We start from the raw sequence: 22634 nt of genomic DNA on the forward strand, positions 1-22634 counted from the left end.
CTCCTCAGTGGTGGTGATGGTTCATGCTGTCGGCATCCCGTTGCACGTTTGCGGTTGCGCAGGCTCTATCCTCGTCGCTTAGCACACAAATTTCCACCTCCGAGCCCTCGGCCGGCATCTCCTTGATGCCCATTAGCATCAGATGGAAGCCGCCGGGCTTGAGCTCCAGCACCTCACCGGGGGCTAACGTCTTATCGGTGACGGCAACCATTGTCACACGATCACCGGTCTGGCGGCTTTCGTGCAGTGTTGTATCGGCTGCAATATCTGAGCTGGCGCCCGTTATGGTCAGGGGTGCATCGCCTACGTTGGTAATTTGACCATAAGCGGCGGTCATTGTTTGAGTGGGCGGCATGGCGCGTACCCAGAGGCGATCGAGGTTCATTTGGGCGTAGGACATTGGGCTAATGCAGACACTGAGCGCGACTACTAGCCACCTCGCGGTTTGGTGTCGCGCAGAACCAATGGCTCTTTTAAGGCGTGAAGTCGCTGTAATCATTTTTCAGTTCCTGCACTGGAGACGCGATCGAGTGCATCGCGCACAATTCCGGGGGTAAGTAGTTGGGGTAATATAAAGGGCGCTTCGTTGGGCGGGTACATCACATAAAGGGGTATGCCGCTGCGACCATGGCTGTTCACAAACGTCCCAATGACCGGGTCATACTGAGTCCAGTCGGCGACCATATAAACCACGCCGCGCTCTTCAAATGCCGCGGTCATCGCGTCGGTAAATAAGACTGCCTGCTCATTAGCGAGGCAAGTAATACACCAGTCGGCGGTCACATCGACAAAGACGGGAACGCCTTCGTCACGCAGGCCTTGGAGAGTTGCTTCTGACCATACAACCGTCCCTTCCCGCCGAGCTTCAGTTCCAGCGTCTGATTCGGGTCCTCGCAACGTTGCGAGAACCAGTGCGAGGCCAATGCACAGCAATGCGATAAAACGGCGAAGTTTACTTCCGCGGTAAAGCCATAGGCCCAGCGCCAGCATGACCAGCCCCCCAAGCGCTGTGGCCATGGTATCGACCCCGGCCTGCTTCCCAGCAACCCAAAGTAGCCAAACCGCCGTGGCATAAAGGGGAAAAGCCAACAGTTCTTTGAGGGTTTCCATCCATGCACCAGGACGGGGTAGAACCCGTCGCGCTAAGGTGCTGTAGCTGAGAAGTACCATGGGGCTTGCCATACCTGCGCCCAAAGCGGCGAAGACCGCTAGTGCAATCGGCGCGGGTTGAGTCAGGGCAAAGCCCAAAGCTGACCCCATAAAAGGCGCTGTGCAAGGGCTGGCCACTACGACGGCGAGAACCCCAGTGAAAAAGCTGCCGCGGTTCCCGCCCTGAGTCGCCAGGCTGCCTCCAAGGTTCATTAAACTGCCGCCGAACTGCACCATGCCTGATAGCGACAAGCCCATGGCCGTGAACAGGTAGGCGAGAGCGATGACGAAGCCGGGTGATTGCAGTTGAAACCCCCAGCCAATGGCAGAGCCCATACTTTGGAGTGTCATTAAGAGGCTGGCGACGGCTACAAAGCTGACAACCACGCCAATGAAGTACCACCAAGTATGGCGATGATGGGTGCCGGGATCACCAGTAGCAAACCCCAATACTTTGAGGGACAAAATCGGGAAAACGCAGGGCATGGCATTTAAAATAATGCCGCCTAAAAAGGCGAAGAGCAGTGCTACCCACAGCGATGGATCGGTGCGGCTACTTTGTGGCTCTCCAGATTTTGCAGCCCCACCAGGGGTCTTTGCTGCCATTGTGGTGCTGCCATCGTCAGCCACAACGGCTCCCGTTTGGCCATTGACGATAAAGTGCTCAGTATGCGGTGGATAACAAAGACCAGCATCGGCGCAACCCTGAGAGGTGATCGATAGTCGCGCCTCAGAAAAGCCCGTCTCGGCCAGCAGCCGAATATCGGCATAGCTGTAGTAAACACTGACATCACCAAAAAATTCATCGTTCTTGTCTAGCGCGGGGGAAAATTCGAAGGTGGTATCTATGACCCCCTGTTCGTCCTGTAACTTGGCTTTAAATCGGTGTTGGTAGAGGTAATAGGCATCTTCGATCTGCCAGTACAAGCGAATTTCTTGCTCTGACACAACCTCCACTTCCAGTTGATAAGCCTCCTCAACCGGTAAGAATGTATCGGACTGCGCCACGAGTCCGCCTAACCCTTGACTCTGTGTCATTAGGGGCAAACAAAGCAGCAGTCCTAGAAAAAAATCTTGAGGCTTGAAGATGGCCATAAATGATTTAGCTCTTTTGGTCGTAACGCAGGCGGGTGCCTGTGTCCAAGGACAGGCGGATTTCCTCGGGGCTTAACGATTCTGGGAAATAGACGCCCGAGACTTTGGCGTCCATCAGGCTTGCTCCTAGAAGATTGGTTTCGCGAAAATCGATGCCGGAGAGGTCGGCATTGCGAAAATAGGCATTGGAAAAATCTAGTCCTGCCGCATTTAATTTGCGGAGATCGCGACCTCGGTAATCGCCACTTTTTAGATGGCTGGTATCCATCGTGTCGCGACTTGCGTTAAAGGCATCCACGTCCTCGTGTCGCAGCATTTGGTAGAGCGGGTCGGGCTTAATGGCGGGCTTGGTAGTTTGTTCATTCATGGTTTCGGTCTCTTCATTAAATCTGCTGCGTTCACTTTCAACTCAGCCAGTGGCTGTTCAATCGCCGAAAAATTCACGGCGCAGTTTGGGGTAGCCCTCGGCCTGCAAGCGTGGTCCAAAGTATTTTACGACTTCTCCTGCGGCGCGGACTGCAAATTCTCCAGCCCGTCCAAAACCTTCCCCTCGTGACAGGGCATACAAAAAAGCGCCGGCAAACATATCTCCAGCGCCGTTGGTATTGAGGGCCTCCACAGTGTGTGCGTTGATTGTGAAGGATTGACTGCCATCAAAAGCGATAGCTCCCTTGGCGCCCAAAGTGACCACGAAACTCTTAGCCACTTTTTTGATGGCCTCCATGGCCTCATCTAAATTGTCTGTGCCACCCCACTCGAGGGCCTCGACTTCATTGCAGAAGACCAAATCGACACCACCACCCACCAGCTTTTCCATATTCTCTCGGAAATACATGACCATACCCGGGTCAGAAAAGCTGACGGCAGTTTTTACGTTGTTGGCTTCGGCAACCTTGCGGGTGTGTAGCGCTGCTTCGTGTCCGGTAGGGGATGTGACAAGGTAGCCTTCCAAATAGACCCAGTCGGACGCTGCAATCGCCTGATCATCGACTTCAGCAATAGACAAAGTCTCTGACACCCCCAAAAAGGTGTTCATGCTGCGCTCGGCATCTGGGGTGATAAGCACGAGGCACTTACCGGTCGTACCACCGCCGCGCTTGTCCTTGAGGCTGTGCGCGACACCAGATGCCTCGAGATCAGCGAGATAAATGTCACCGTCGGCATCGTCAGCCACTTTGCAGCTCATAAATGTAGGTGCGCCAAATAGGGCGGTTGCAATCATGCTGTTACCAGCGCTGCCCCCAGAAGCGTGGCTGGCGCCGACCAAATGGCCCTCTAGGTGACTTAACAGTTCACTTTGGCGCTCTGGATCAACCAAAGTCATGACCCCCTTTTCTACAGCCATCGCGCCTAATTCGTTGTCGTTCACTTGAATTTCTGTGTCGACCAATGCGGCCCCGATGGCATAAACAGAGTATTGCGTCACTGGTGTTGTCCTTGAGTCGGTAAATTTGAATCGCCGATGATAACCGATGTCTCTGCTTAAGACCCCGTAGGTACGAGGTATTGCTGTCATCTTCACATTTCCAGCGACAGCACCGCACCGTGGCTAAGGCGTGTAAACTAAGCGCACTTTTTTTCAGATCAAAAATTGGTAAGTCGCGTTTTTTTACCGTGTTTTACCCTCGAGAGAGATTAGTGCCCTTGGTCTATAAACAGCTCATGCCACGTCTGCAGCAATACGAAAAGCCCAATCGCTCTTACGGTGAGGTCACCCGTCGCGCCGCGGTCGCGATTGTTCTGCATGAGTGCGATGGGGAGCTTTGTCTGCTGATGATTCGTCGCGCCAAACGGGAGGGAGATCCCTGGTCGGGCCATATGGCGTTTCCCGGAGGTCGGCGCGACCCCGAAGACATCGACGATCGCTTTTGCGCAATCCGTGAAACCCGCGAGGAAATTGCCCTCGATCTTGATGCGTTGGGTTTTGCCGTGTGTGCCCTCGGTGAGGTCAATACCGGCTGGCGAGCAGACCGTCCCGAAATGTTGGTGGCCCCCTTTATTTACAGGGTTGAAACATTACCCGAGCTCGATTTGAACTATGAAGTCGACGGGGTGGTTTCGGTTCCCTTAAGTTTCTTAATGGATCGCAATAATCGGGTTCCCTTAAAGTGGGAGTGGCGGGGAACGCAGGTAGAGTCCGATTCGTATGTTTACCGGGACAACCGTATTTGGGGCTTATCGCTGATGATGATCGATGAGTTGATTGAGGCGGTTGAGCAATAGCTATGGTGGGGTGCTGGGCTCGCTGTCCTCAATCAAGAGCGTGTCTTGCCCGCGTAAAAAGCTGCGGGTGTTAAGCATCAACGCTCGGGCTTCGGGGTCCTCTTGAGCCGCATTCTTTAAGGTTTCTACTCCCACGTTGCCCAGTAAATGGCTGCGAAGTAAATCGATCAGAACCGGGTTCATGTCAGGGTCAAAATCCCAGCGGGGTGTTCCGGGGATAAGATTGCCGCTAACGGTGCCGCCATGAGCTTGCAGAAAATAGCCGCCGCAGCTGGAGAGGACCCAGTCATCGAGGCGTCCGTAACTGATATTTGGCGTCGAGGGATCGAAGGCATTTTGGGGCAGCTTATCGATGTGTTGCAGCGCAAGAACCCAGCGGCTTCCCACCGGGAAGTTTTCAATATCGGGTCGGCAATAGTCTCTGGCTTTCAGCCAAACACGCACGTTGGTGTGCCAGTCGGGTCCGAGAAGTATTTCTTCAATGGCAAAATCCGCCGCATTGCCTCGGTGTTCGGTTACCGCTCCGAGCATAATAAGGTCGGCGTCGTTGGCGACCTCGGTGAAACTGCCCTGCCAAAGGCAGGAGCAGGCGGCAATCGGATTCTCATTGGTGCTTTCGTCGGCTAACCCGAGGTGCGCCCACAAAAGTGCAGCGACAGCTATGAGATGTATAGACATAGAGGTCCTTGCTAGCAGCCCACGGGTCACGGCGGTCAATTCTGCTTTGAGGTCACTTTTTGAGGAGCCGTGCGGCTTCTAAAGCGAAATAGGTCAAGATGCCGTCGGCCCCAGCGCGTTTAAAGGCTAGCAAGGACTCCAGTGTCACGGTGTCGCGGTCGAGCCAACCCTGAGCGAAGGCCGCTTGGTGCATGGCGTATTCGCCACTGACCTGATACGCAAAGGTCGGAGCGCACAGCTCATCTTTGACGCGTCGCACCACGTCGAGATAGGGCATGCCCGGCTTCACCATAATCATGTCGGCGCCCTCGTTAAGGTCGAGGGCACACTCATGTATGGCCTCATTGAGATTAGCCGGATCCATCTGATAGGTTTTCTTGTCGCCACCCTTGAGGTTGCCTGCTGAGCCCACGGCATCGCGAAATGGGCCGTAGTAACTGGAGGCGTACTTGGCGGCATAGGCCATGATCAGCGTATTAACGTGGCCGGCCTGCTCTAGGGCATTACGGATCGCCCCAATTCTGCCATCCATCATATCCGAAGGGGCCACACAGTCAGCGCCCGCAGCCGCGTGGGAAAGTGCTTGTTTGACGAGCGTCTCGGTTGTGACGTCGTTAAGCACATAGCCCGTGTCGTCAATAATGCCGTCTTGACCGTGGGTGGTGTAGGGGTCGAGGGCGACGTCAGTCATAATGCCGAGTTCTGGCACTGCATGTTTGAGTGCTGCCACGGTGCGTTGTACCAAACCGTTGGGATCCCAAGCGGCTTCCGCGTCCAACGACTTGTGTTCGGGCCCCACAACGGGAAACAACGCAAAAGCCGACACGCCAAGGTCAACGGCTTCTCGGGCTTGCTCAATCAGTAGATCAACGCTGAGTCGCTCGATACCGGGCATTGATGCAATAACTTCGGTTTGTTGCTCGCCTTCTAAAACAAACACCGGATAAATAAGATCTTGTGCCGTCAGCGTGTTTTCGGAAACCAGCGCCCGGGAAAAGGGTTGGGCTCGAAGGCGGCGCATGCGGGTCTGTGGAAACGGTCCTCTTGCCGTGGTCATATTGGTCTCCTCACAAACTGGCAAATGCTTTCGCAGCAGCGTCTATGGTGGCTTCGATATCAGCATCACTGTGTGCTGCGGACATAAAACCGGCCTCGAAGGATGCCGGCGCTAAATAGATGCCGCTGTCGAGCATGCTGTGGAAAAACTGGCTAAAGCGCTCGGTATCACTGTTGATCACCTGATTGTACTGGGTGACCTTGGGTTCGTCGGTGAAAAACCCGCCGAACATGGTGCCCGCATGGTTGGTGGTAAAGGGAACCCCCGCTTTATCTGCGGCGCCCTGCATCCCCTGAGCCAGCTGTTCGGTGTGCCGGAAAGGAGCGTCATAAAATCCATCACGGCCAATAATTTGCAGGCAGGTGAGCCCCGCAGCCATGGCGACTGGGTTGCCTGACAAGGTCCCTGCCTGATAGACCGGACCTAACGGCGAAATGTGCTCCATAATATCTCGACGGCCTCCAAAAGCGCCAACGGGCATGCCGCCGCCAATCACCTTTCCGAAGCAGGTGAGGTCAGGTGTAATGCCCAACCAACCTTGAGCGCATTGCGTGCCGAAGCGAAAGCCTGTCATCACCTCATCGAAAATCAATATCACGCCATGCCGCGTGCAAAGCTCGCGCAGTGTTTCAAGGAAACCCGGTTCGGGCAAAATACAGTTCATGTTGCCGGTTATGGGCTCGATGATCACGCAGGCAAGCTCTGAGCCTATTTCCTCAAAGGCGACCCCGAGTGCGTCGATATCATTAAAGGGCAGGGTCACTGTGTGCTGCGCCAAGACTTCAGGAACACCCGGTGAGCTGGGTACTCCAAAGGTGAGAGCTCCAGATCCGGCTTTTATCAACAGCGAGTCGGAATGACCGTGGTAACAGCCTTCAAATTTGACGATTTTGTCTCGACCGGTTGCCCCTCGTGCTAGCCGCAGGGCGCTCATGGTGGCTTCAGTACCCGAGCTGCACATGCGCACAAGCTCTACACTGGGCACGTAATCAATGATCAGTTCAGCGACTTCGCACTCAATTTCAGTGGGGCAGCCAAAACTTAAGCCCGTTTCAGCGGCTTTAATAACAGCTTCTCGCACTTCGGGGTGATTGTGCCCCATGATCATGGGGCCCCATGACAACACGTAATCAATGTAGCGCTGGCCATCCGCGTCCCAAATGTAAGCGCCGTCGGAGCGATCCATGAAGCGCGGGGTTCCCCCTACAGCTTTAAAGGCGCGCACCGGTGAGTTCACTCCCCCGGGTATCGTATTTTTGGCGCGCTCGAACAATGCTTCAGATCGGTTCATAACAACTCAGCTTAATTTGGATTAGTGATGAAATATTATCGCAGGGCTGGACGCGTCCAGAAAGTACTCAATTAAAACGGCCGCAAGTAAACCAGGCCAACAATGGCGAACAACACAAGAACCGGGGCCTCGTTAAAAAATCGATAGAAAACATGGGATTTATTGTCTTCACCTCGGTTGATGCGCCCCATGTAGATGCCGCACTGGACATGATAGGCGATCAAGAAGGCCACGCCGAGCAACTTAAGCTGCATCCAGCTAGAGCTCAGGTAATACTCCCATTGAAAACTTAACCGCCAAAGGCCGAAGATGACGGTTAACACCATGAAAGGGGTGACGAACTTAAACAGCTTACGCGCCATGGTGGCAAGAGTGCGTTGCGTGGTTACGTCGTCGGATTGTGCGTAGTAGACAAAGATGCGTGGCAGGTAAAAAAGGCCAGCAAACCAGCAGACCATAAAAATAACATGTAAGGCCTGAACCCAGAGCATGGCATCCTCGACGTATAATGTCCGTTACTATGCGCACTACCATATCAGAACACGGGGATCTCATGGTCAAGGTAGGAATAATTGGAGCGACAGGCTACACCGGCGTCGAATTGCTGCGCCTGTTGCTGAAGCACCCGGATGTGTCAGTTCAGGTGGTGACCTCGCGAACTGAAATTGGTCGACGCCTCGACGCGCTTTTTCCTACGCTTCGAGGTCACACAGACTTGGTTTTTACCGACCCAGACTCCCCTGAGCTGCTGGACTGCGACCTAGTGTTCTTCGCCACCCCTCATAATGTTGCTATGCGCAGCGTGCCTAAATTGCTTGAGGCAGGGGTTCGGGTGGTCGACTTGTCCGCGGATTATCGCCTGCAAGACCCTGAACTTTGGTCACAATGGTACGGAGAGCCACACACGAGCCCAGATCTTTGTGCAAGCGCTGTCTATGGCCTACCCGAGGTCAGCAGAGCCGCTATCGTCGATGCCAACTTGGTGGCTTGCCCGGGGTGTTATCCCACCGCCGTGCAGCTAGGATTTTTACCACTTTTGAGGGCGGGTGCCGTTGAATTACAGCCATTAATCGCGAGTTGTGCCTCCGGTGTTAGTGGTGCTGGTCGACAAGGAAAAATCCCCAGTCTTTTGACCGAAGCGAGTGAAAGCTTTAAGGCCTATGGTGTCGCTGGGCACCGGCACCTCCCTGAAATAGAACAGGGTCTTGCACATTTGGCAGGTGCGCCGGTGCGGCTCACCTTCGTACCTCATCTGGTGCCGATGAGTCGAGGCATTCTGGCGACCTTATTTGCTCAGTTGAAAAACGACACTACGGATTGTCAGGGGCTGTTTGAGGCCTACTATGCCGATGAAACCTTTGTTGACGTTCTGCCAGCGGGTGAACAACCCGATACTCGGTATGTGCGTGGCAGCAATCGCTGTCAGCTGTCTGTGACAGTACCTCAGGATCGCAGCACCGTCGTTGTGACGGCAGCAATAGACAATCTCACAAGGGGTGCCTCTGGTCAGGCGGTGCAGGCTATGAATATTATGTTGGGGCTCCCTGAAGTACGGGGCCTTGAACTCATCTCTGTGACCCCCTAAGGGAAAAACGTTAGTGGCGCGCCATCATCCTCGAACCGTTATACGGCGTGATCACCCACGTAAAACTTTGCTTGTGCGCGTGCTTTTGGTTCTGGCGTTCGTCCTGCTGGTGTTGCTTGCTTATGGGACAGGCCATCGCTACGGCTCAATTAGCCGTGTGCCGATCAATGACGGCAGTGATGAATTCCGGGCGCGTATCAGCGAATTGGAAACCCGAGCCGAACTCGACAAGCAGACCCTCAGCACGTTAATGGAGTCCCTAGCTCAAAGTCGCGGCGTCAACACAGAGCTTGAGGGTGAGCTGGCGTTTTACCGAGAGGTGATGGCACCGGAGGAACTCGCTGAGGGGGTACGTTTGCGGGTGCCCCGATTTGGCCCAACGGCAGATCCCCTACGATGGCGTTACGAATTGGTTGTGCATCAAGGGCAGCCCGCTGAGGCTCGTTTCATCGGTGAGTTGAAGCTGCGAGTTGTGGGAAGGGTTCAAGGTCAGCCTGTGGTAATGAATCTTCGCGACCTTGATGGGCGGCTTGCAGGGCAGCCATTAACGATTAACTTTCGCTATTTTCAGCGGTTTGAGGGAGAGGTTCTGCTACCGCCGGGATTCACACCAGAGCGTGTAGAAGTTGACGTGGCCTTGCGAAAACCCAAGGCCAACAGAGTCTCCGCAGCCCATGACTGGGGCGAAGTAATGGTGTATACCTTGTAAGTTAAACAACAAGACATCACGGAGTTCACTATGATGGGGCGCAAAGAAACCCGACCGTTAACCAGCGTTCAAGGTTCGACAACATTAATTGCATCAGATGCGGTGGTAACGGGGGATATCAGTTTTTCGGGAAATTTAGACGTTGAAGGGCGAGTAGTGGGCTCGATTACGTCGGCCGAGGGTAAAGAGTCCATGCTGCGAGTCATGGAGGGCGGTCAGGTTGAAGGCTCCATTCATGTGCCTTCCGCAATGGTCAATGGTGCGGTGAAGGGCGATATCCACAGTGCCGAGCGCTTGGAATTGTCAGACAAGGCTGAAGTTGATGGCGATGTTTATTACAATCTCATCGAGATGGCTGTGGGGTGTAAGGTCAATGGCGGTCTGCGCCACGTCAGCGCACGCGTTGAGGACCTAGCGGCGCAGCGAGAGCGACGTGCTGCAGAAGAGGGGCAATAAACCCTTTACTGCAGGCGGTATGACTTTCCCTTGATGGCCGGTGGCTGCCGTATTTTGTCGGGCGCTGTCTTAGGGTAAACTTTCAACAGAAATGTCTAATCGGTGAGTCCCGTGAGTGTTGTAGAAGCGTTTGATCCCAATGAAATCCGCCTCAGCGAAAACGCAGTTCGCAAGGTGTCAGATCTGGTCACCGACGAGGGTAACCCGGCACTGCAGTTGCGGGTCTATATTACTGGCGGTGGCTGCTCGGGTTTTCAGTACGGTTTTACCTTCGACGAAGATCGCGCCGAAGACGACTGGGTGATCGAGAGAGATGGCGTTGTGGCGGTGATTGACGCAATGTCTTATCAATATCTCGTGGGCTCTGAAGTCGACTACACCGAGGGCCTCGAAGGCGCACGGTTTGTGGTGAACAACCCCAACGCGGTCACGACCTGCGGATGCGGGGCCTCTTTTTCGATTTAAGCCCGCCGCTAGTTGGCTCTTTGGTGCCTCTTTGGATGGCCTCGCAGTGACCGGCCTCCTGTCGGTTTCTAGCCTGTAAACACAGCTCCTAAAATACGATAGCCCGCTGCGCCCGTGACTGAAGGCTCGTTACCCGGGAGGCCGTCTACGGTTCTCGAAGCAAGCCAAGCGAAAGCCGCCGCTTCTACCCAATCGGGATCGATACCCAATGCCGCTGTTGTGATCACGTGCGTAGGGTAAAGCAGCTCGCTCAGGCGGGCCATTAATGACGTATTTTTGGCGCCGCCGCCGCACACAGCGAGCTGGGCGAGGGGTTCATTGTCCAGTGCAGCGGCGATGCTCCTAGCGGTAAGCTCAAGTAACGTCCGTTGTGCGTCCTCGGGCCGAGCTTGATTAGGCAGCATGTCTAACCGCTCATCGAGCCATTCAAGATTAAAATATTCTGGCCCCGTGCTCTTGGGTGCAGGGGCGGAAAAGTAGGGGTCATCAAGACACCGTTCCAGTAGGTCCTCATCGACTCGACCGCTGTCGGCCCAGAGGCCGTCGCGGTCAAATGCTTGATCGAGGTGTTTACGAGTCCATGCATCCATGAGCGTATTGCCCGGACCACTATCGAATCCCACGAGGGTATTGCTGTCGTCGAATAGGGTGATATTTGAAATGCCACCAATATTGACGACCGCCGTGGCGTTGCCGCTAATGCCAAAGGCGACGCGATGAAAGGCGGGGGTCAGCGGAGCACCCTGCCCACCTGCTGCGATATCCCGTCGTCGAAAATCCGCAATAGTGGTAATGCCGGTTAACTCAGCGATCCGATTGGCATCACCAATTTGTAAAGTGAAGCTCTTGGCCTCTGATGGACGGTGCCTAATAGTCTGACCATGACTCCCGATGGCTTCGATATCGCCGGCTTTCAGATTGGCCTTTTCAATAACAATGAGAGCGGCTTTGGCAAAGGTATCAGCGACGTCTCGGTCAACAACACCCAGGCGATCGATTTCGCTAATGCCGGGCTGGCAGAGGCTGAGCACTGCTAGCCTCAGAGGTTCTGCGTAGGGTTCGTTGTGACAGGCTAGGATATCCAGCTGGTTATTTCTGAGTGCCAAGACAACAGCATCTACCCCATCAACGCTGGTGCCTGATATCAGGCCGACAAAAAATCGCGTCTCACTCACTCGCCACCGGTGCTGCCTGTGGACTGCTGTCCCAGCGCCAAACGGTTATCTTGGTAGAGGGCCGCCAGCTGCTGCAGGGGTGCTTGCACGGTTGATTTGAAGCGAGCCATCTCGCTTTCCGGCAAGGACTTCGCTTTGGGTAATGACTTGTGCACGCGTCGGGGATTCTGATGAACACCCCGCACCAAAAATTCATAATGAAGGTGTGGACCTGTGGCTGCACCGGTGGAGCCGACGGTGCCGATAATGTCACCCTGAGTCACGCGCTGGCCCTGCTTGACCTTGCGTTTGTGGAGGTGCAGATAGTGGGTCTTGTAGCTTTCACCGTGTTGAATGAACACATAGTTGCCGTTGGCTCGGGTGTAACCCGCTTCCACGATGCGGCCGTCGCCCGCGGCATAGACTGGCGTACCCCGCGGGGCGGCATAGTCGGTGCCCCGATGAGGTCGCTTGGTTTTATAAATAGGGTGAAGCCGATTGGGGTTAAAGTTGGAGCTGACGCGGGTAAAGTCTAGTGGGGCTTTTAAAAACGCCTTGCGCATGCTCACGCCTTCGCTGTTGTAGTAGCTCATATCACCTTGGCTGTCGGTGTACCGAAAAGCATCAAAGGTTGTGCCTCGATTCGTAAAGGCAGCGGCAATAATGGCGCCATCGGCGTATTTTTCACCATCGAGCCACTGCGCTTCGTAAACGAGTTCAATGGTGTCGCCAACCCGGGGGTCCAGCGCAAAATCGATAACGCCGCCAAAGACGTCAGCAAGTCCCATAATGACGCGGTTAGACAGTCCCGCGCGCTGCCCGGCTAAAAAAAGTGAGGATTGAATACGCAGAATCGCACTTTCTTGGCGCAGCTCTGTCGTGCGCTGGGTAACGCGGCTCTCGAAGTTATTGCCCTTGCGGGAAAACACGGTCCATTTCAGCTTGGACTCACTGTGTTTGACTTGGTCGAGTTCGCCGGTCGCGCCAGTCCTGAAGGCGATCGTCTGTCCCGGAAAAATCTTCCGAAGTCCCCGTCCTCCGTCGGTGCGGCTGACCTCGTACACGTCCCGTTCGGAAAAGCCCGCTCTTGCAAAAATTAACGATAGGTTGTCGCCTTCACGGACCGTCTCTTCATGCCAAGGTGCTGGCTGGGGAATAGCGACCGCGTCGACAACAACAAACTCTAGGGTGGGTTGTGGGGCCTCAACGTCGTTAGCGGCGACCGGGTTTTCAGCCGTCGTGTCAGCATCATTCGATCCTGAAATGACCAAAATGGCCATAAACATGCCCGCAGCCGCCAGCGTTACCAGCCCCCAAGGGTGGTATCGGCGAGGTTCGGGGCTGGGCGCGGTTAGCGGGGTCGCGCCTCTGCGTTTAGGTTTCCGACGTTCGAACAACCCAAGGTCACTCCAATTAGCTTGAGGCCAAAGTATACGCGAGTTCACTAGCCCTCTAAAAGCACACAAGAGAAGACCGCCCGAGGTTCATGGGTAAAAATGTGGGATAATACACAAACACTTTGCAACCAGACTTTACGCTATGTCCAGCGCACTACTCTCTGACCTGCGCGCCCGGGGTCTCATATTTCAAATTGCTGGGGAAGACACCTTGGCTGAGTGGCTTGATGCTGAGCCCCGCACCTTGTATTGCGGCTTCGATCCTACGGCTGACAGCTTGCATATTGGGTCTCTGGTGCCTTTGCTCATGCTGCGGCGCTTTCAGCTGGCAGGGCATCGTCCCCTGGCGTTAGTAGGTGGTGCTACGGGTTTGATTGGTGATCCGAGTTTCAAGGCGGCCGAGCGCAACTTGAATACGCCTGATGTGGTCGCAAACTGGGTGAGCAAGCTGCAGCACCAAGTGAGTCAATTTATAAATTTCACGGGTGAAAACAGCGCCAAAGTCGTTAACAACCTCGATTGGACCGCCAATATGGACGTGCTGACATTCCTTCGAGATGTGGGCAAGTATTTCTCCATTAACAACATGATTCAAAAAGAGTCGGTGAAACAGCGAATCGAGCGCGAGGGTTCGGGGATTAGTTTCACCGAATTTACCTACATGATTCTTCAGTCTTATGATTTTTCTGAGCTCTACCGACAGCATGACTGCGGTCTGCAGATTGGTGGCTCTGATCAATGGGGCAACATCACAGGAGGTATAGATCTCACTCGGCGGTTACATGGGGGTCAGGTGTTCGGTCTGACCATGCCGCTGGTGGAAAAAGCCGACGGTACCAAGTTTGGTAAAACTGAAAGTGGCACGATTTGGCTGGATGCACATAAAACGTCGCCCTACAGCTTTTATCAATTTTGGCTGAATACGTCCGATAAAGATGTGTATAAGTTTTTAAGGTACTTCACCTTTTTGCCGGTCGAAGACATTGCGGCTATTGAAGAAGCGGATGCCAACCGAGAAGGGCGACCTCAGGGACAGCAGATATTGGCGGACGAGGTCACCAAGCTCGTGCATGGTGAAGAGGGGCTAGCGGCCGCCCAGCGTATTACCCAAGCGTTATTCGTAGGTGAAGCTTACACACTGGGCCCCGATGACCTAGAGCAATTAGCCCTCGATGGCTTACCAACAACTGCGCTCAAGGCCGGGGAAATGGCGCCTACACTCACCCAGTTACTCAGTGATGTTGGCATGGTGACGTCGGGCAAGCAGGTTAAAGATGCCTTGAAAAACAAAGCGGTGTTTATTAACGGAATCCCTGTTGAAGGTGAGCCCCCTATTGATACGGCAACCTGTTTTCGCCCTGAGAACGCCCTGCATAACCAGTACTGGATCGTGCGTTTGGGCAAGAAAAAATACCATCTTTTCACGGCAGCCTAAATTGATGAACGCGTTAAAGGTCAGTTCATGAACGGGTATTTTGGGGCCTCACTGCGCCAGAATTGTAGAACCCCTTCCTCGATACCCCTGCGTGTAGGCCTTCTGTCAGTGATTCTCCAAGATGGCACTTGCTTGCCTGACTATGGGCACGGTTTGGCGCAGGACTTCCGCTAGTGTTGCCGGCTATTTTCGGTTTATCCGGTTTGACCTTAACCGCCGAAGAAGTGGAATTGATTCGCCGTGTTGACCCCCTAGGTTTCATTTTATTTGCGCGCAATATTGAAAATCCGCAACAGGTTAAGTTACTAACCGATGCCCTAAAACATCACACTGGGCGAGATAATTTACCCATTCTTATCGATCAGGAGGGGGGGCGAGTAGCCCGACTGGGGCCACCTCATTGGCGTACTTGGCCTCCGGCTTTGGAATTTGCCCATGTTTATGACCAGTCACCTGAACGTGGAAGAGCGGCTGTGGTTTGTAATTACCAAGCTTTGGCACTTGATCTCGCCGCGCTGGGGATTTCCGTTAACTGTGCGCCGGTGCTTGATGTCCCTGAGCCTGGCGCTCACGACATTATTGGTGATCGTGCTTTTGGATCTGAGCCACAGGTTGTTGCTGCGCTTGGCGCTGCGCTATTGGAAGGATTCGCCAAGGCCGGTGTTGTCGGTGTGATTAAACACATACCCGGACACGGCCGCGCCCTAGCCGATAGCCATGAAGCCCTGCCTCGGGTAACGGTGTCCGCCGAAGCTTTGAGCCGAGACCTGGCACCCTTTAAGGCTTTGGCTAATGCACCTATGGCCATGACAGCGCACATTGTTTACGACGCGTGGGACGACCAACGGTGCGCTACCTTATCCCCGGCCGTAATCCGCGAGGTCATCCGCGAACAGATAGGTTTTGATGGCCTTTTAATGACAGATGACCTCGACATGAAAGCGCTTGAGGGCCCCGTTCCGCTGTCGGGCTGCCAATCTTTGGCTGCCGGCTGTGATGTGGTTTTAAATTGCTGGGGGCGAATGTCTGACATGCGTGGGTTGGCAGAGCAGCTGCCGGTAGCCACGGCGGCATGTCAAAGGCGGCTGTCCGAGGCAATGTCGATCTGGGTTCCTCCACCATCGGCACCGGAAATCGCAGCACTGCAGGCTGATCTGCTGGCGGAGCGTGACCGGCTAATGCAGGGTGCTTAAGGGTTAAGCAAAGTGCTACTCGGCGCTGACCGTTGTTACGGTTATGCCCCAGTAACAGGGAGCCGATCGCTGATGTTTACAACGTGCATCTGATCAGCCGCCTGACTATTATCGTAGGATGCGTGTCGAGAGGACGCTGATAATTCCAGTCGTGTAAGGAAAATAAGTCATGTTGCGTGTGGTATTGCCCCTGTTTTTGATCATCGTTTTAGTGAACTGTGCACCGATGTCGGGCACTGGGATGTCTAAAGACGATAATGCTAAAAATGCCTCGGACGTGGAGAGCGCTGCAAGCATTCAGTGTAGTGAACCGCGGCCTATGGTGTGCACCATGGAGTATCGCCCTGTTTGCGCCACTTTGGTGTCAGGAGGTGCAGCAACTTATCCATCGGGGTGCAATGCCTGCGCCGATGTTGTGGTTAATAGTTGGACCGATGGTCCTTGTGAGGAAAACTAAATGTCGTTGACCAATCGAATCTTAATGGCGATGGCTGCCGGCATTGTGCTGGGGTCGGGCCTTGAAGTGTTGCTGGCAACAATCGATGCCGATTCGTCACTGGCCCAATTTATCAATACCTATCTTATTTTTGGACTGTTCGATGTTGTCGGTAGGATATTCATCGCTTCGCTTAAATTGCTGGTTGTCCCCTTGGTATTGGTGTCCTTGATTTGCGGTATGGCGTCTTTGGGGCACAGCGCGAGAATGGGTGCCATCGCTGGGCGCACCATTGGTCTGTATCTACTGACGACAGCAACAGCCGTGACTCTGGGCTTGGTTGGTGCGTCCGTTTTGGGTCCAGGGAAAGGGTTACAGGTCGATTCTCCTACAGCTTTTGATCCAAAAATGCCGCCACCCTTGACCGATGTGCTGGTCAATATTTTCCCATCTAATCCGTTTGCTGCTATGGCCCAAGGTGAAATGCTGCAGGTGATCGTGTTTGCCATTTTGGTGGGCTATTCCCTGACTCGAGCCGGTGAAGCCGGGCAACGCGTAGCGGGTTGGTTCCGAGATATGGAAGCCATTGTTATGAAAATGGTGGGTGTCATGATCGAGTTGGCACCCTGGGGCGTCTTTGCTCTTCTCATCAAACTGTTTGCGACCATGGGTTTCAGCACGATTGTTAACCTTGCCGCGTATTTCCTTACGTTGTCAGGCTTGCTTATTTTCCATGGAGTCGTGGTTTACGGGTTGCTACTCAAAGCTACAACGGGCCTCAGTCCGGGCATACTTCGCAGCAAGATGCGCCGTGTTTGGGCTTTTGCGTTTTCGACAGCGTCGTCGGGCGCGACCCTCCCGGTGACTCTGCGCACCGTCGAGAAGCGGCTGGGAGTGCCCAAGAGTGTGGCCGGTTTTGCGATTCCTCTGGGGGCAACCGTCAATATGGACGGCACGGCGATCATGCAGGGAGTGGCCACCGTATTTATCGCACAAGTCTATGGCATTGAGCTCAGTGCCATGCAGCTGCTCATGGTAATTTTGACGGCGACCTTGGCTTCTATTGGAACGGCCGCCGTCCCAGGTGTGGGGCTCATTACGTTATCCTTGGTGCTCACCCAAGCTGGCCTGCCCGTTGAAGGTGTTGCCCTTATTATTGGCGTTGATCGGTTGCTCGATATGATTCGCACTGCGGTCAACGTTACCGGTGACGCCACGGTTGCGACGATAGTGGCGCACCGAGAGGGCCAGCTCGATGAGACCATTTATAACGATCCCCACGCCGATAGTGATGTGGGATTAGAGGCGGCTGCTGCCGAGACTTCGGAGGTTCCATGACACTTGCCGTGACAATCGTTCCGGTTACGCCGTATCAGCAGAACTGCTCAATTGTGCAGTGTCAGGCAACGGGCAAGGCCGCCATTGTTGATCCGGGTGGCGACATTGAAAAGATACTTGCCGCTGTTGAAAAGATGGGTGCGCAAGTTGAAAAGATATTGCTGACTCACGGCCATATGGACCACTGTGCCGCCAGCGATGTGTTGCGCCAGCGCCTTGAAGTTCCTATCGAAGGCCCTGAGGAAGGCGATAGATTTTGGATTGATAAATTGCCTGAGTGGTGCCAAATGGCCAACTTCCCTCACGCGGATGCGTTTGAGCCCGATCGCTGGCTGAAGGACGGGGAGACCGTCACAGTAGGAGAGGCTGAGTTTCAAGTGATTCACTGCCCCGGGCATACACCCGGGCACGTGGTGTTTCTTCACACCTCGCAAAAGTTAGCGTGGGTGGGCGATGTCATTTTCGCGGGATCGATTGGCCGAACTGATTTCCCCATGGGAAACCATGAAGACCTTATTAAGTCGATCCGCGAGAAGTTATTTCCTTTGGGTGACGACATTCAGTTTATTCCCGGACACGGGCCCGATTCCACCTTCGGCCGTGAACGCGCCTCAAACCCGTTTGTGGCTGATACCCGATTTGGTTAACAGTTTTTGATAGATCGCGAGCAAATTGGTGGGTTTAAACAGGCCTATCTGGCTATGTTTGACCAGATCGCCGATCCCGATGGTAGTAACTACCCGCGGTTGAGAGAGCTCATTTGGGGCGCCATTGATCAGCAAGCCGGTGGGTTGACCAAGCACCAGCAAAGTCAGGCACTGTCTGTATTGACGTACACAACCCTTGTCACTGCGGTCGCTTACGCGGCGGCCGATGCCATGCGTATTGGTAATGAGGGACAAGGGCAGCAAACAAAAGTCGAAAGATCTGGGTGGTGTTTGGGCCTAGTGTATGCGTTATCCATGACCCATCCAGAAACAGTTCCCGGAGAGACGGCGCTTGAACTCCTGGGGGCGGAGGCTATGAAGGGCCTCTGTGGTATCGCTATTCCGCCGGGAACTGATGCCACCTTTTGGGGTGAATTCAGGGTCATGGGGGAAGCGCTGGTCAATCGTCTTTTCGCCTTGTCTCCATTGCGACAAGAACAGCCTACGACGCTGCTTTACGCAATGGGAACCGGCATGGGCCTTTGTACCCGAGAAGAAATTGGCCTTCGGCTGGGCTTGGTCAGAGGGCTGGTTGCCAGAGCTTACGAGTAATGCAATGACTGTGCTGAGGGCCCGGCCTGCTGTAAGACATGGCCCTGTAACATGGCGCTTTACAGCCCATGACTCCTACAGAATGCAGGCCCGCGCTACGAAGTGGCTGAGCTCAGTCTGCAACAAAACCTTTCCAGCTCGCCATATAGTCAATAAAGGGTGGGCCAAGGCGCTCCTGTCGCAGGTGCTCTCGGGTGACGGGTAAGTCAGCCATGACAAACTCAGGATCAGCTATAGCGAGGTCTGGAAAATCATGATGCAAAATGCCGCCCCTCCCAACCATGACAAAATCGAGACCCTGATCGAGGGCGCTTTGGCACTGAGCTGCACTGTAGAGTTTACCGGCCGCGCCTAGAGCGACGCCTTTGCGTGGCAGTTCAGTGAAAATTTCGAGCAGCGACTGCCCCTCAAATTCCTCATCGTGAGCGGGCTTGGTGAGGTCCCAGAGTGACATATCGAGGTAATCAAGCCGCTCGTCGATTAGCAACGCCCCGGCGAGATCTCTGATTTCTGCGGTACGCTGACCGAAGCGTTCTGGTGACAGGCGCACACCCAAACTAAAGCCCCGGCCACAACGTTTATTAACCCCTTCTATGACTTCCCAAAGTATTTGAGCTCGATTCTCGGCGTTGCCCCCGTAACGGTCATCCCGCTGGTTGTATTGAGGGCTTAGAAACTCAGAAAGCAAGTAGCCGTGGGCGCCGTGAAGCTCTACCCCGTCAAAGCCCGCTTTCTGGCAACGTTCTGCCGCGGCGATAAAATCGTCAATCAGGGCTTGTACCTGCTCGTCACTCATAGCCTTTGAGCCCGTTTCTTCGTCGTCTGAAGGGCATTGAGGGACCCCGGAGCAGTAGTCGGGTTGAGCGCGCATGCCGCTGTGTTGCAGTTGCACCACCGCATGGCTGTTGTGGGCTTTGATGCCCGCTGCCAGACGGGTTAGGCCTGCAATATGTCGGTCGTCGTGAGCACCGAGTTGTCCGGGAAATCCGACGCCTGAGTGTTGCACTGAAGCAGCGCAGGTCATGGTGAGCCCAAATCCGCCCTCAGCGCGATACGTCAGCCACTGGTACTCGTCGTCACTCAGTACGCCATCGGCACCGCTTTGCAAATTGGTAAGCGGTGCGAGCATAAAGCGATTTTTAAGCTCGGTGCCGTTGTTGAGTGGCAGGGCATCAGATAGCTGGGCAGTCATGGAAAATCCTGTAGCGCGATCAGTAGCGCAGTTATGAATCCAAATGCCGAGGACTGAGTTTGCCGGCAAGCGTATGGACTAATGGGTAGTGATGACTAGGCAGTATTGCGTCTGGCTTAGCCGTGCGAAATTCGAAGCAAAGTATAGGCCCTGAAGAGGCATTATTTAAAGCACGTAATGTGAAAAGCCCAGGGTGCTCTGAGTCGTTTCAAAGTTCAGGTTTTTATCAAAGAGGGGCTTTCAAAGGGCTGGCCTGCTGGGAAAAGGCGGCGTTAACACGCGGGGCAAGGTGTCTTTCTTGTGAATCGATAGCGTTAATCAATAGTGTGAATCGATAATGTTATTGCTCAGCACTGCTCAGTAGCATTAACCGATAGAGTTCAACAGGGGTACTGGTCAGTCTAGCTGAGCATCCCTTAGCCTTTAATGCTTAAACAGGCGGGCCTATCATTAGTCTATCGGTAGCTCGAAGTGCCCTCTACGCTATCTCAGGCGGAGCATGAGCTGTCGATATGGGGCGCCATGCAGGAGGGCCTAGCAGGAAGGCCTAGCACTAAGCCCTAACTAAGCTCTGGAGAGTAAGCCAATTCCGACGTGCAAGCCCCACCGGGTAATCGGCTCTAAGCGACGCGGCCCATGGCTAGATGTACGCCTTTAACTCGAGTTTTTTTCAAGTGCTTGAGAATTGACTTGGGAATGCCCTCTGGCAAATCAATAGTGGAGCACTCCTCCAGAATATTGATCATGCCAATATACTGGCCTTCGATTCCCGCCTCGTTGGCGATGGCACCCATCAGCTCGCCGGGTTTCACCCCATGCTTGCGGCCTACCTCCACGCGGAAGCGCTCCATTGGAACATCGGGGTGGTCTCTCAGGGGGCGTGCTTCACCGAGGTGCTTTTCGTTTTTTGGTGCGGAAGGCGCATCTGACTCAGGAGAAGCGGATTTTTTCTGTAAACCTTGCCGACGTTCTTTGCGGTTAGGCTTTTTAGGCTTCTCGTCACGTGCGTCTTTAGTCCCGTAGGGTGCGTGCTTTTCGCCTTTAGCGTGCCTCGCACCTTTGCCGACCCCGGGATTGTGCAGCATGCCGGCTAGGGCAACGGCAATACTGCGGTAGTCGCAGTCGGGATCTTTATTCAGTGTATCAATAATTTCTTCTAGCTCTGCCTGCATCGGATCTGCAAGGGCAGTACGAATACTGTCGGCAAAGGCCTCACGGCGCTTGGCATCGATGGCCAACACCGAAGGCAGCTTAATTTCTGGGATCGATTGTCGCGTTAGACGCTCGATATTGCGCAGCATGCGACGTTCTCGAGGCACGACGAATAAAATCGCTTTGCCTTTGCGTCCTGCACGACCTGTACGACCAATACGATGAACGTAAGCTTCTTCATCGAAGGGCACGTCATAGTTGATCACATGTGTGATGCGCTCAACGTCGAGACCGCGAGCGGCGACGTCGGTGGCGACTAAGACATCGAGTGCCCCGCTTTTTAAATCGCTGACGGTTCGTAGCCGCATTTTCTGGTCCATATCACCATTGAGCGGCGATGCTTTAAGGCCAGTCTGTCGGAGCTGCTCGGCGATTACCGTGGTGCTCTCACGGGTTCGAGTAAAGACAATCACACCCTCGGTATCTTCAAAAGCCAGTAGGCGCTTTAAAGCTTCAAGTTTGCTGGCGCCTTTGGCCAGCCAGTAGCATTGCTCAATGTTTTCGTTGGTTGTTGCTGCGGCTGCTACTGATATTTCAGCGGGGTTACTGAGGTGCTTGTTGGCAATGTCGCGAACCCGCTTGGGCATGGTGGCTGAAAACAGGGCGACTTTGCGCTGTTTTGGGGTTTTCGCCAAGATTGTGTCGACATCGTCGATAAAACCCATGCGCAACATCTCATCGGCCTCATCGAGGACGACGGCATTGATGCCCGTCAAATCGATACTGCGACGCTCAATATGATCCAATAGCCTTCCCGGGGTGGCGACAACGATATGTGTGCCCTCGCGTAAAGATTTTAGTTGCTGCCGCATATCGGCGCCGCCAAAAATGCTTAAAATTCTCAGACCCGGCATGCCTCGGCCATAGCTACGGAAGGCATCGGCGACCTGCTGGGCGAGTTCCCGAGTGGGGCACAGTACTAGTGCCTGTGGGCTACGAACCTTGACATCTATGTTTGCGAGAATAGGTAACGCGAACGCCGCGGTCTTCCCAGTACCGGTTTGTGCCAGGCCTACGACGTCGCGCCCTTCCAGTAACAGCGGGATGGTTCCTGCTTGGATGGGTGTGGCGGTCTCATAGCCAAGACTCTGCAGGTTTTCCTGTAGAAAGTCCGGTAATCCCAACGCATTGAAGCGGCTGGGCTGTGAATCTGGGGTGCTCATGGCGGGTAGTCCTCTCAGGGGATGCACACCCTACGCGCCACGGCATGGCTCGACAACCTAATTAACAGCGCATTTTTCCGTGTTTTTTAAGTGATCTTTTGGGGTTTTCAGGGAGTTAGAGGCCTTCTTTGGCAGGCATCCGCTCCG

The 22634-nt window shown here is 54.3% G+C and carries 23 protein-coding genes; 11 read left to right on the top strand and 12 right to left on the bottom strand.

Annotated elements, in window-relative coordinates; translation table 11 throughout:
- Positions 1-4: 4 nt before the first annotated feature.
- From ACMAZB_RS02085 to ACMAZB_RS02100, 4 genes are read right to left on the bottom strand one after another with little or no spacing between them, the layout of a single operon-like run.
- Positions 5-499: a copper chaperone PCu(A)C gene (locus ACMAZB_RS02085; RefSeq protein ID WP_435219170.1), complete on the bottom strand. Its 495-nt coding sequence runs from the start codon at positions 497-499 to the stop codon at positions 5-7.
- Positions 496-2244, bottom strand: coding sequence for a protein-disulfide reductase DsbD family protein (locus ACMAZB_RS02090; RefSeq protein WP_435219172.1), 1749 nt, complete (start codon positions 2242-2244; stop codon positions 496-498). The genes ACMAZB_RS02085 and ACMAZB_RS02090 overlap by 4 nt, the downstream gene beginning before the upstream one ends.
- A 7-nt stretch (positions 2245-2251) precedes the next feature.
- Complete coding sequence (locus ACMAZB_RS02095; RefSeq protein ID WP_435219174.1) at positions 2252-2611, bottom strand: pentapeptide repeat-containing protein; 360 nt, start codon at positions 2609-2611, stop codon at positions 2252-2254.
- Positions 2612-2668: 57 nt separating this feature from the next.
- On the bottom strand, positions 2669-3670 hold the full coding sequence (locus tag ACMAZB_RS02100; protein ID WP_435220115.1) for an adenosine kinase: 1002 nt from the start codon (positions 3668-3670) through the stop codon (positions 2669-2671).
- A gap of 212 nt (positions 3671-3882) precedes the next feature.
- Between ACMAZB_RS02100 and ACMAZB_RS02105 the strand changes: the two genes are divergently transcribed.
- Positions 3883-4467, top strand: coding sequence for an NUDIX hydrolase (locus ACMAZB_RS02105; RefSeq protein WP_435219176.1), 585 nt, complete (start codon positions 3883-3885; stop codon positions 4465-4467).
- Here ACMAZB_RS02105 and ACMAZB_RS02110 read toward each other — a convergent pair whose 3' ends face one another.
- The 4 genes from ACMAZB_RS02110 to ACMAZB_RS02125 form a co-directional block, all read right to left on the bottom strand.
- Positions 4468-5145, bottom strand: coding sequence for a delta-aminolevulinic acid dehydratase (locus ACMAZB_RS02110; RefSeq protein ID WP_435219178.1), 678 nt, complete (start codon positions 5143-5145; stop codon positions 4468-4470).
- Between the two features lie 52 nt (positions 5146-5197).
- Positions 5198-6202: a porphobilinogen synthase gene (gene hemB / locus ACMAZB_RS02115; RefSeq protein WP_435219180.1), complete on the bottom strand. Its 1005-nt coding sequence runs from the start codon at positions 6200-6202 to the stop codon at positions 5198-5200.
- Positions 6203-6212: 10 nt separating this feature from the next.
- The gene (hemL, locus tag ACMAZB_RS02120; RefSeq protein ID WP_435219182.1) at positions 6213-7493 is read right to left on the bottom strand and encodes a glutamate-1-semialdehyde 2,1-aminomutase; all 1281 of its coding nucleotides are present in this window, start codon (positions 7491-7493) and stop codon (positions 6213-6215) included.
- A 71-nt stretch (positions 7494-7564) separates the two neighbouring features.
- Positions 7565-7984, bottom strand: coding sequence for a CopD family protein (locus ACMAZB_RS02125; RefSeq protein WP_435216091.1), 420 nt, complete (start codon positions 7982-7984; stop codon positions 7565-7567).
- Between the two features lie 62 nt (positions 7985-8046).
- Between ACMAZB_RS02125 and argC the strand changes: the two genes are divergently transcribed.
- From argC to erpA, 4 genes are all read left to right on the top strand, one after another.
- Positions 8047-9078 carry an N-acetyl-gamma-glutamyl-phosphate reductase gene (argC, locus tag ACMAZB_RS02130; protein ID WP_435220116.1) on the top strand — a complete coding sequence of 344 codons (1032 nt, stop codon included), beginning with the start codon at positions 8047-8049 and terminating at the stop codon, positions 9076-9078.
- 13 nt (positions 9079-9091) lie between these two features.
- The gene (locus ACMAZB_RS02135; protein ID WP_435219184.1) at positions 9092-9787 is read left to right on the top strand and encodes a DUF6776 family protein; all 696 of its coding nucleotides are present in this window, start codon (positions 9092-9094) and stop codon (positions 9785-9787) included.
- A 30-nt stretch (positions 9788-9817) separates the two neighbouring features.
- Positions 9818-10243, top strand: a complete 426-nt coding sequence (locus ACMAZB_RS02140; protein ID WP_435214033.1) for a bactofilin family protein — start codon at positions 9818-9820, stop codon at positions 10241-10243.
- A 111-nt stretch (positions 10244-10354) separates the two neighbouring features.
- Positions 10355-10708 (top strand): iron-sulfur cluster insertion protein ErpA, encoded by a 354-nt coding sequence (gene erpA / locus ACMAZB_RS02145; protein ID WP_435214034.1) that lies wholly within the window; start codon positions 10355-10357, stop codon positions 10706-10708.
- A 68-nt stretch (positions 10709-10776) separates the two neighbouring features.
- Here erpA and ACMAZB_RS02150 read toward each other — a convergent pair whose 3' ends face one another.
- Positions 10777-11883, bottom strand: a complete 1107-nt coding sequence (locus tag ACMAZB_RS02150; protein WP_435219185.1) for an anhydro-N-acetylmuramic acid kinase — start codon at positions 11881-11883, stop codon at positions 10777-10779.
- Complete coding sequence (locus ACMAZB_RS02155) at positions 11880-13307, bottom strand: peptidoglycan DD-metalloendopeptidase family protein (RefSeq protein ID WP_435219187.1); 1428 nt, start codon at positions 13305-13307, stop codon at positions 11880-11882. The genes ACMAZB_RS02150 and ACMAZB_RS02155 overlap by 4 nt, the downstream gene beginning before the upstream one ends.
- Before the next feature lie 94 nt (positions 13308-13401).
- Between ACMAZB_RS02155 and tyrS the strand changes: the two genes are divergently transcribed.
- The 6 genes from tyrS (at position 13402) to ACMAZB_RS02185 (ending at position 18920) form a co-directional block, all read left to right on the top strand.
- A complete protein-coding gene (tyrS, locus tag ACMAZB_RS02160) occupies positions 13402-14694 on the top strand; it encodes a tyrosine--tRNA ligase (protein ID WP_435219188.1) in 1293 nt (430 codons plus the stop codon).
- Positions 14695-14867: 173 nt separating this feature from the next.
- Positions 14868-15887, top strand: a complete 1020-nt coding sequence (gene nagZ / locus ACMAZB_RS02165; protein WP_435219190.1) for a beta-N-acetylhexosaminidase — start codon at positions 14868-14870, stop codon at positions 15885-15887.
- A gap of 169 nt (positions 15888-16056) precedes the next feature.
- Positions 16057-16344 (top strand): hypothetical protein, encoded by a 288-nt coding sequence (locus tag ACMAZB_RS02170; RefSeq protein ID WP_435219192.1) that lies wholly within the window; start codon positions 16057-16059, stop codon positions 16342-16344.
- On the top strand, positions 16345-17661 hold the full coding sequence (locus tag ACMAZB_RS02175) for a dicarboxylate/amino acid:cation symporter (protein WP_435219194.1): 1317 nt from the start codon (positions 16345-16347) through the stop codon (positions 17659-17661).
- Positions 17658-18308, top strand: a complete 651-nt coding sequence (locus ACMAZB_RS02180; RefSeq protein ID WP_435214046.1) for an MBL fold metallo-hydrolase — start codon at positions 17658-17660, stop codon at positions 18306-18308. The genes ACMAZB_RS02175 and ACMAZB_RS02180 overlap by 4 nt, the downstream gene beginning before the upstream one ends.
- Positions 18309-18362: 54 nt before the next feature.
- Entirely contained in the window at positions 18363-18920 is a 558-nt protein-coding gene (locus ACMAZB_RS02185) for a hypothetical protein (protein ID WP_435219196.1), read from the top strand.
- A 112-nt stretch (positions 18921-19032) separates the two neighbouring features.
- On the opposite strand, the gene ACMAZB_RS02190 is transcribed toward ACMAZB_RS02185, so the two are convergent.
- Both ACMAZB_RS02190 and ACMAZB_RS02195 read right to left on the bottom strand, forming a co-directional pair.
- Positions 19033-20112, bottom strand: a complete 1080-nt coding sequence (locus ACMAZB_RS02190; protein WP_435219198.1) for an NADH:flavin oxidoreductase — start codon at positions 20110-20112, stop codon at positions 19033-19035.
- A 620-nt stretch (positions 20113-20732) separates the two neighbouring features.
- Positions 20733-22487, bottom strand: coding sequence for a DEAD/DEAH box helicase (locus tag ACMAZB_RS02195; protein ID WP_435214051.1), 1755 nt, complete (start codon positions 22485-22487; stop codon positions 20733-20735).
- Between the last annotated feature and the right edge of the window lie 147 nt (positions 22488-22634).

Source organism: Luminiphilus sp. nBUS_07 (assembly GCF_051201685.1).
Lineage (GTDB): Bacteria > Pseudomonadota > Gammaproteobacteria > Pseudomonadales > Halieaceae > Luminiphilus.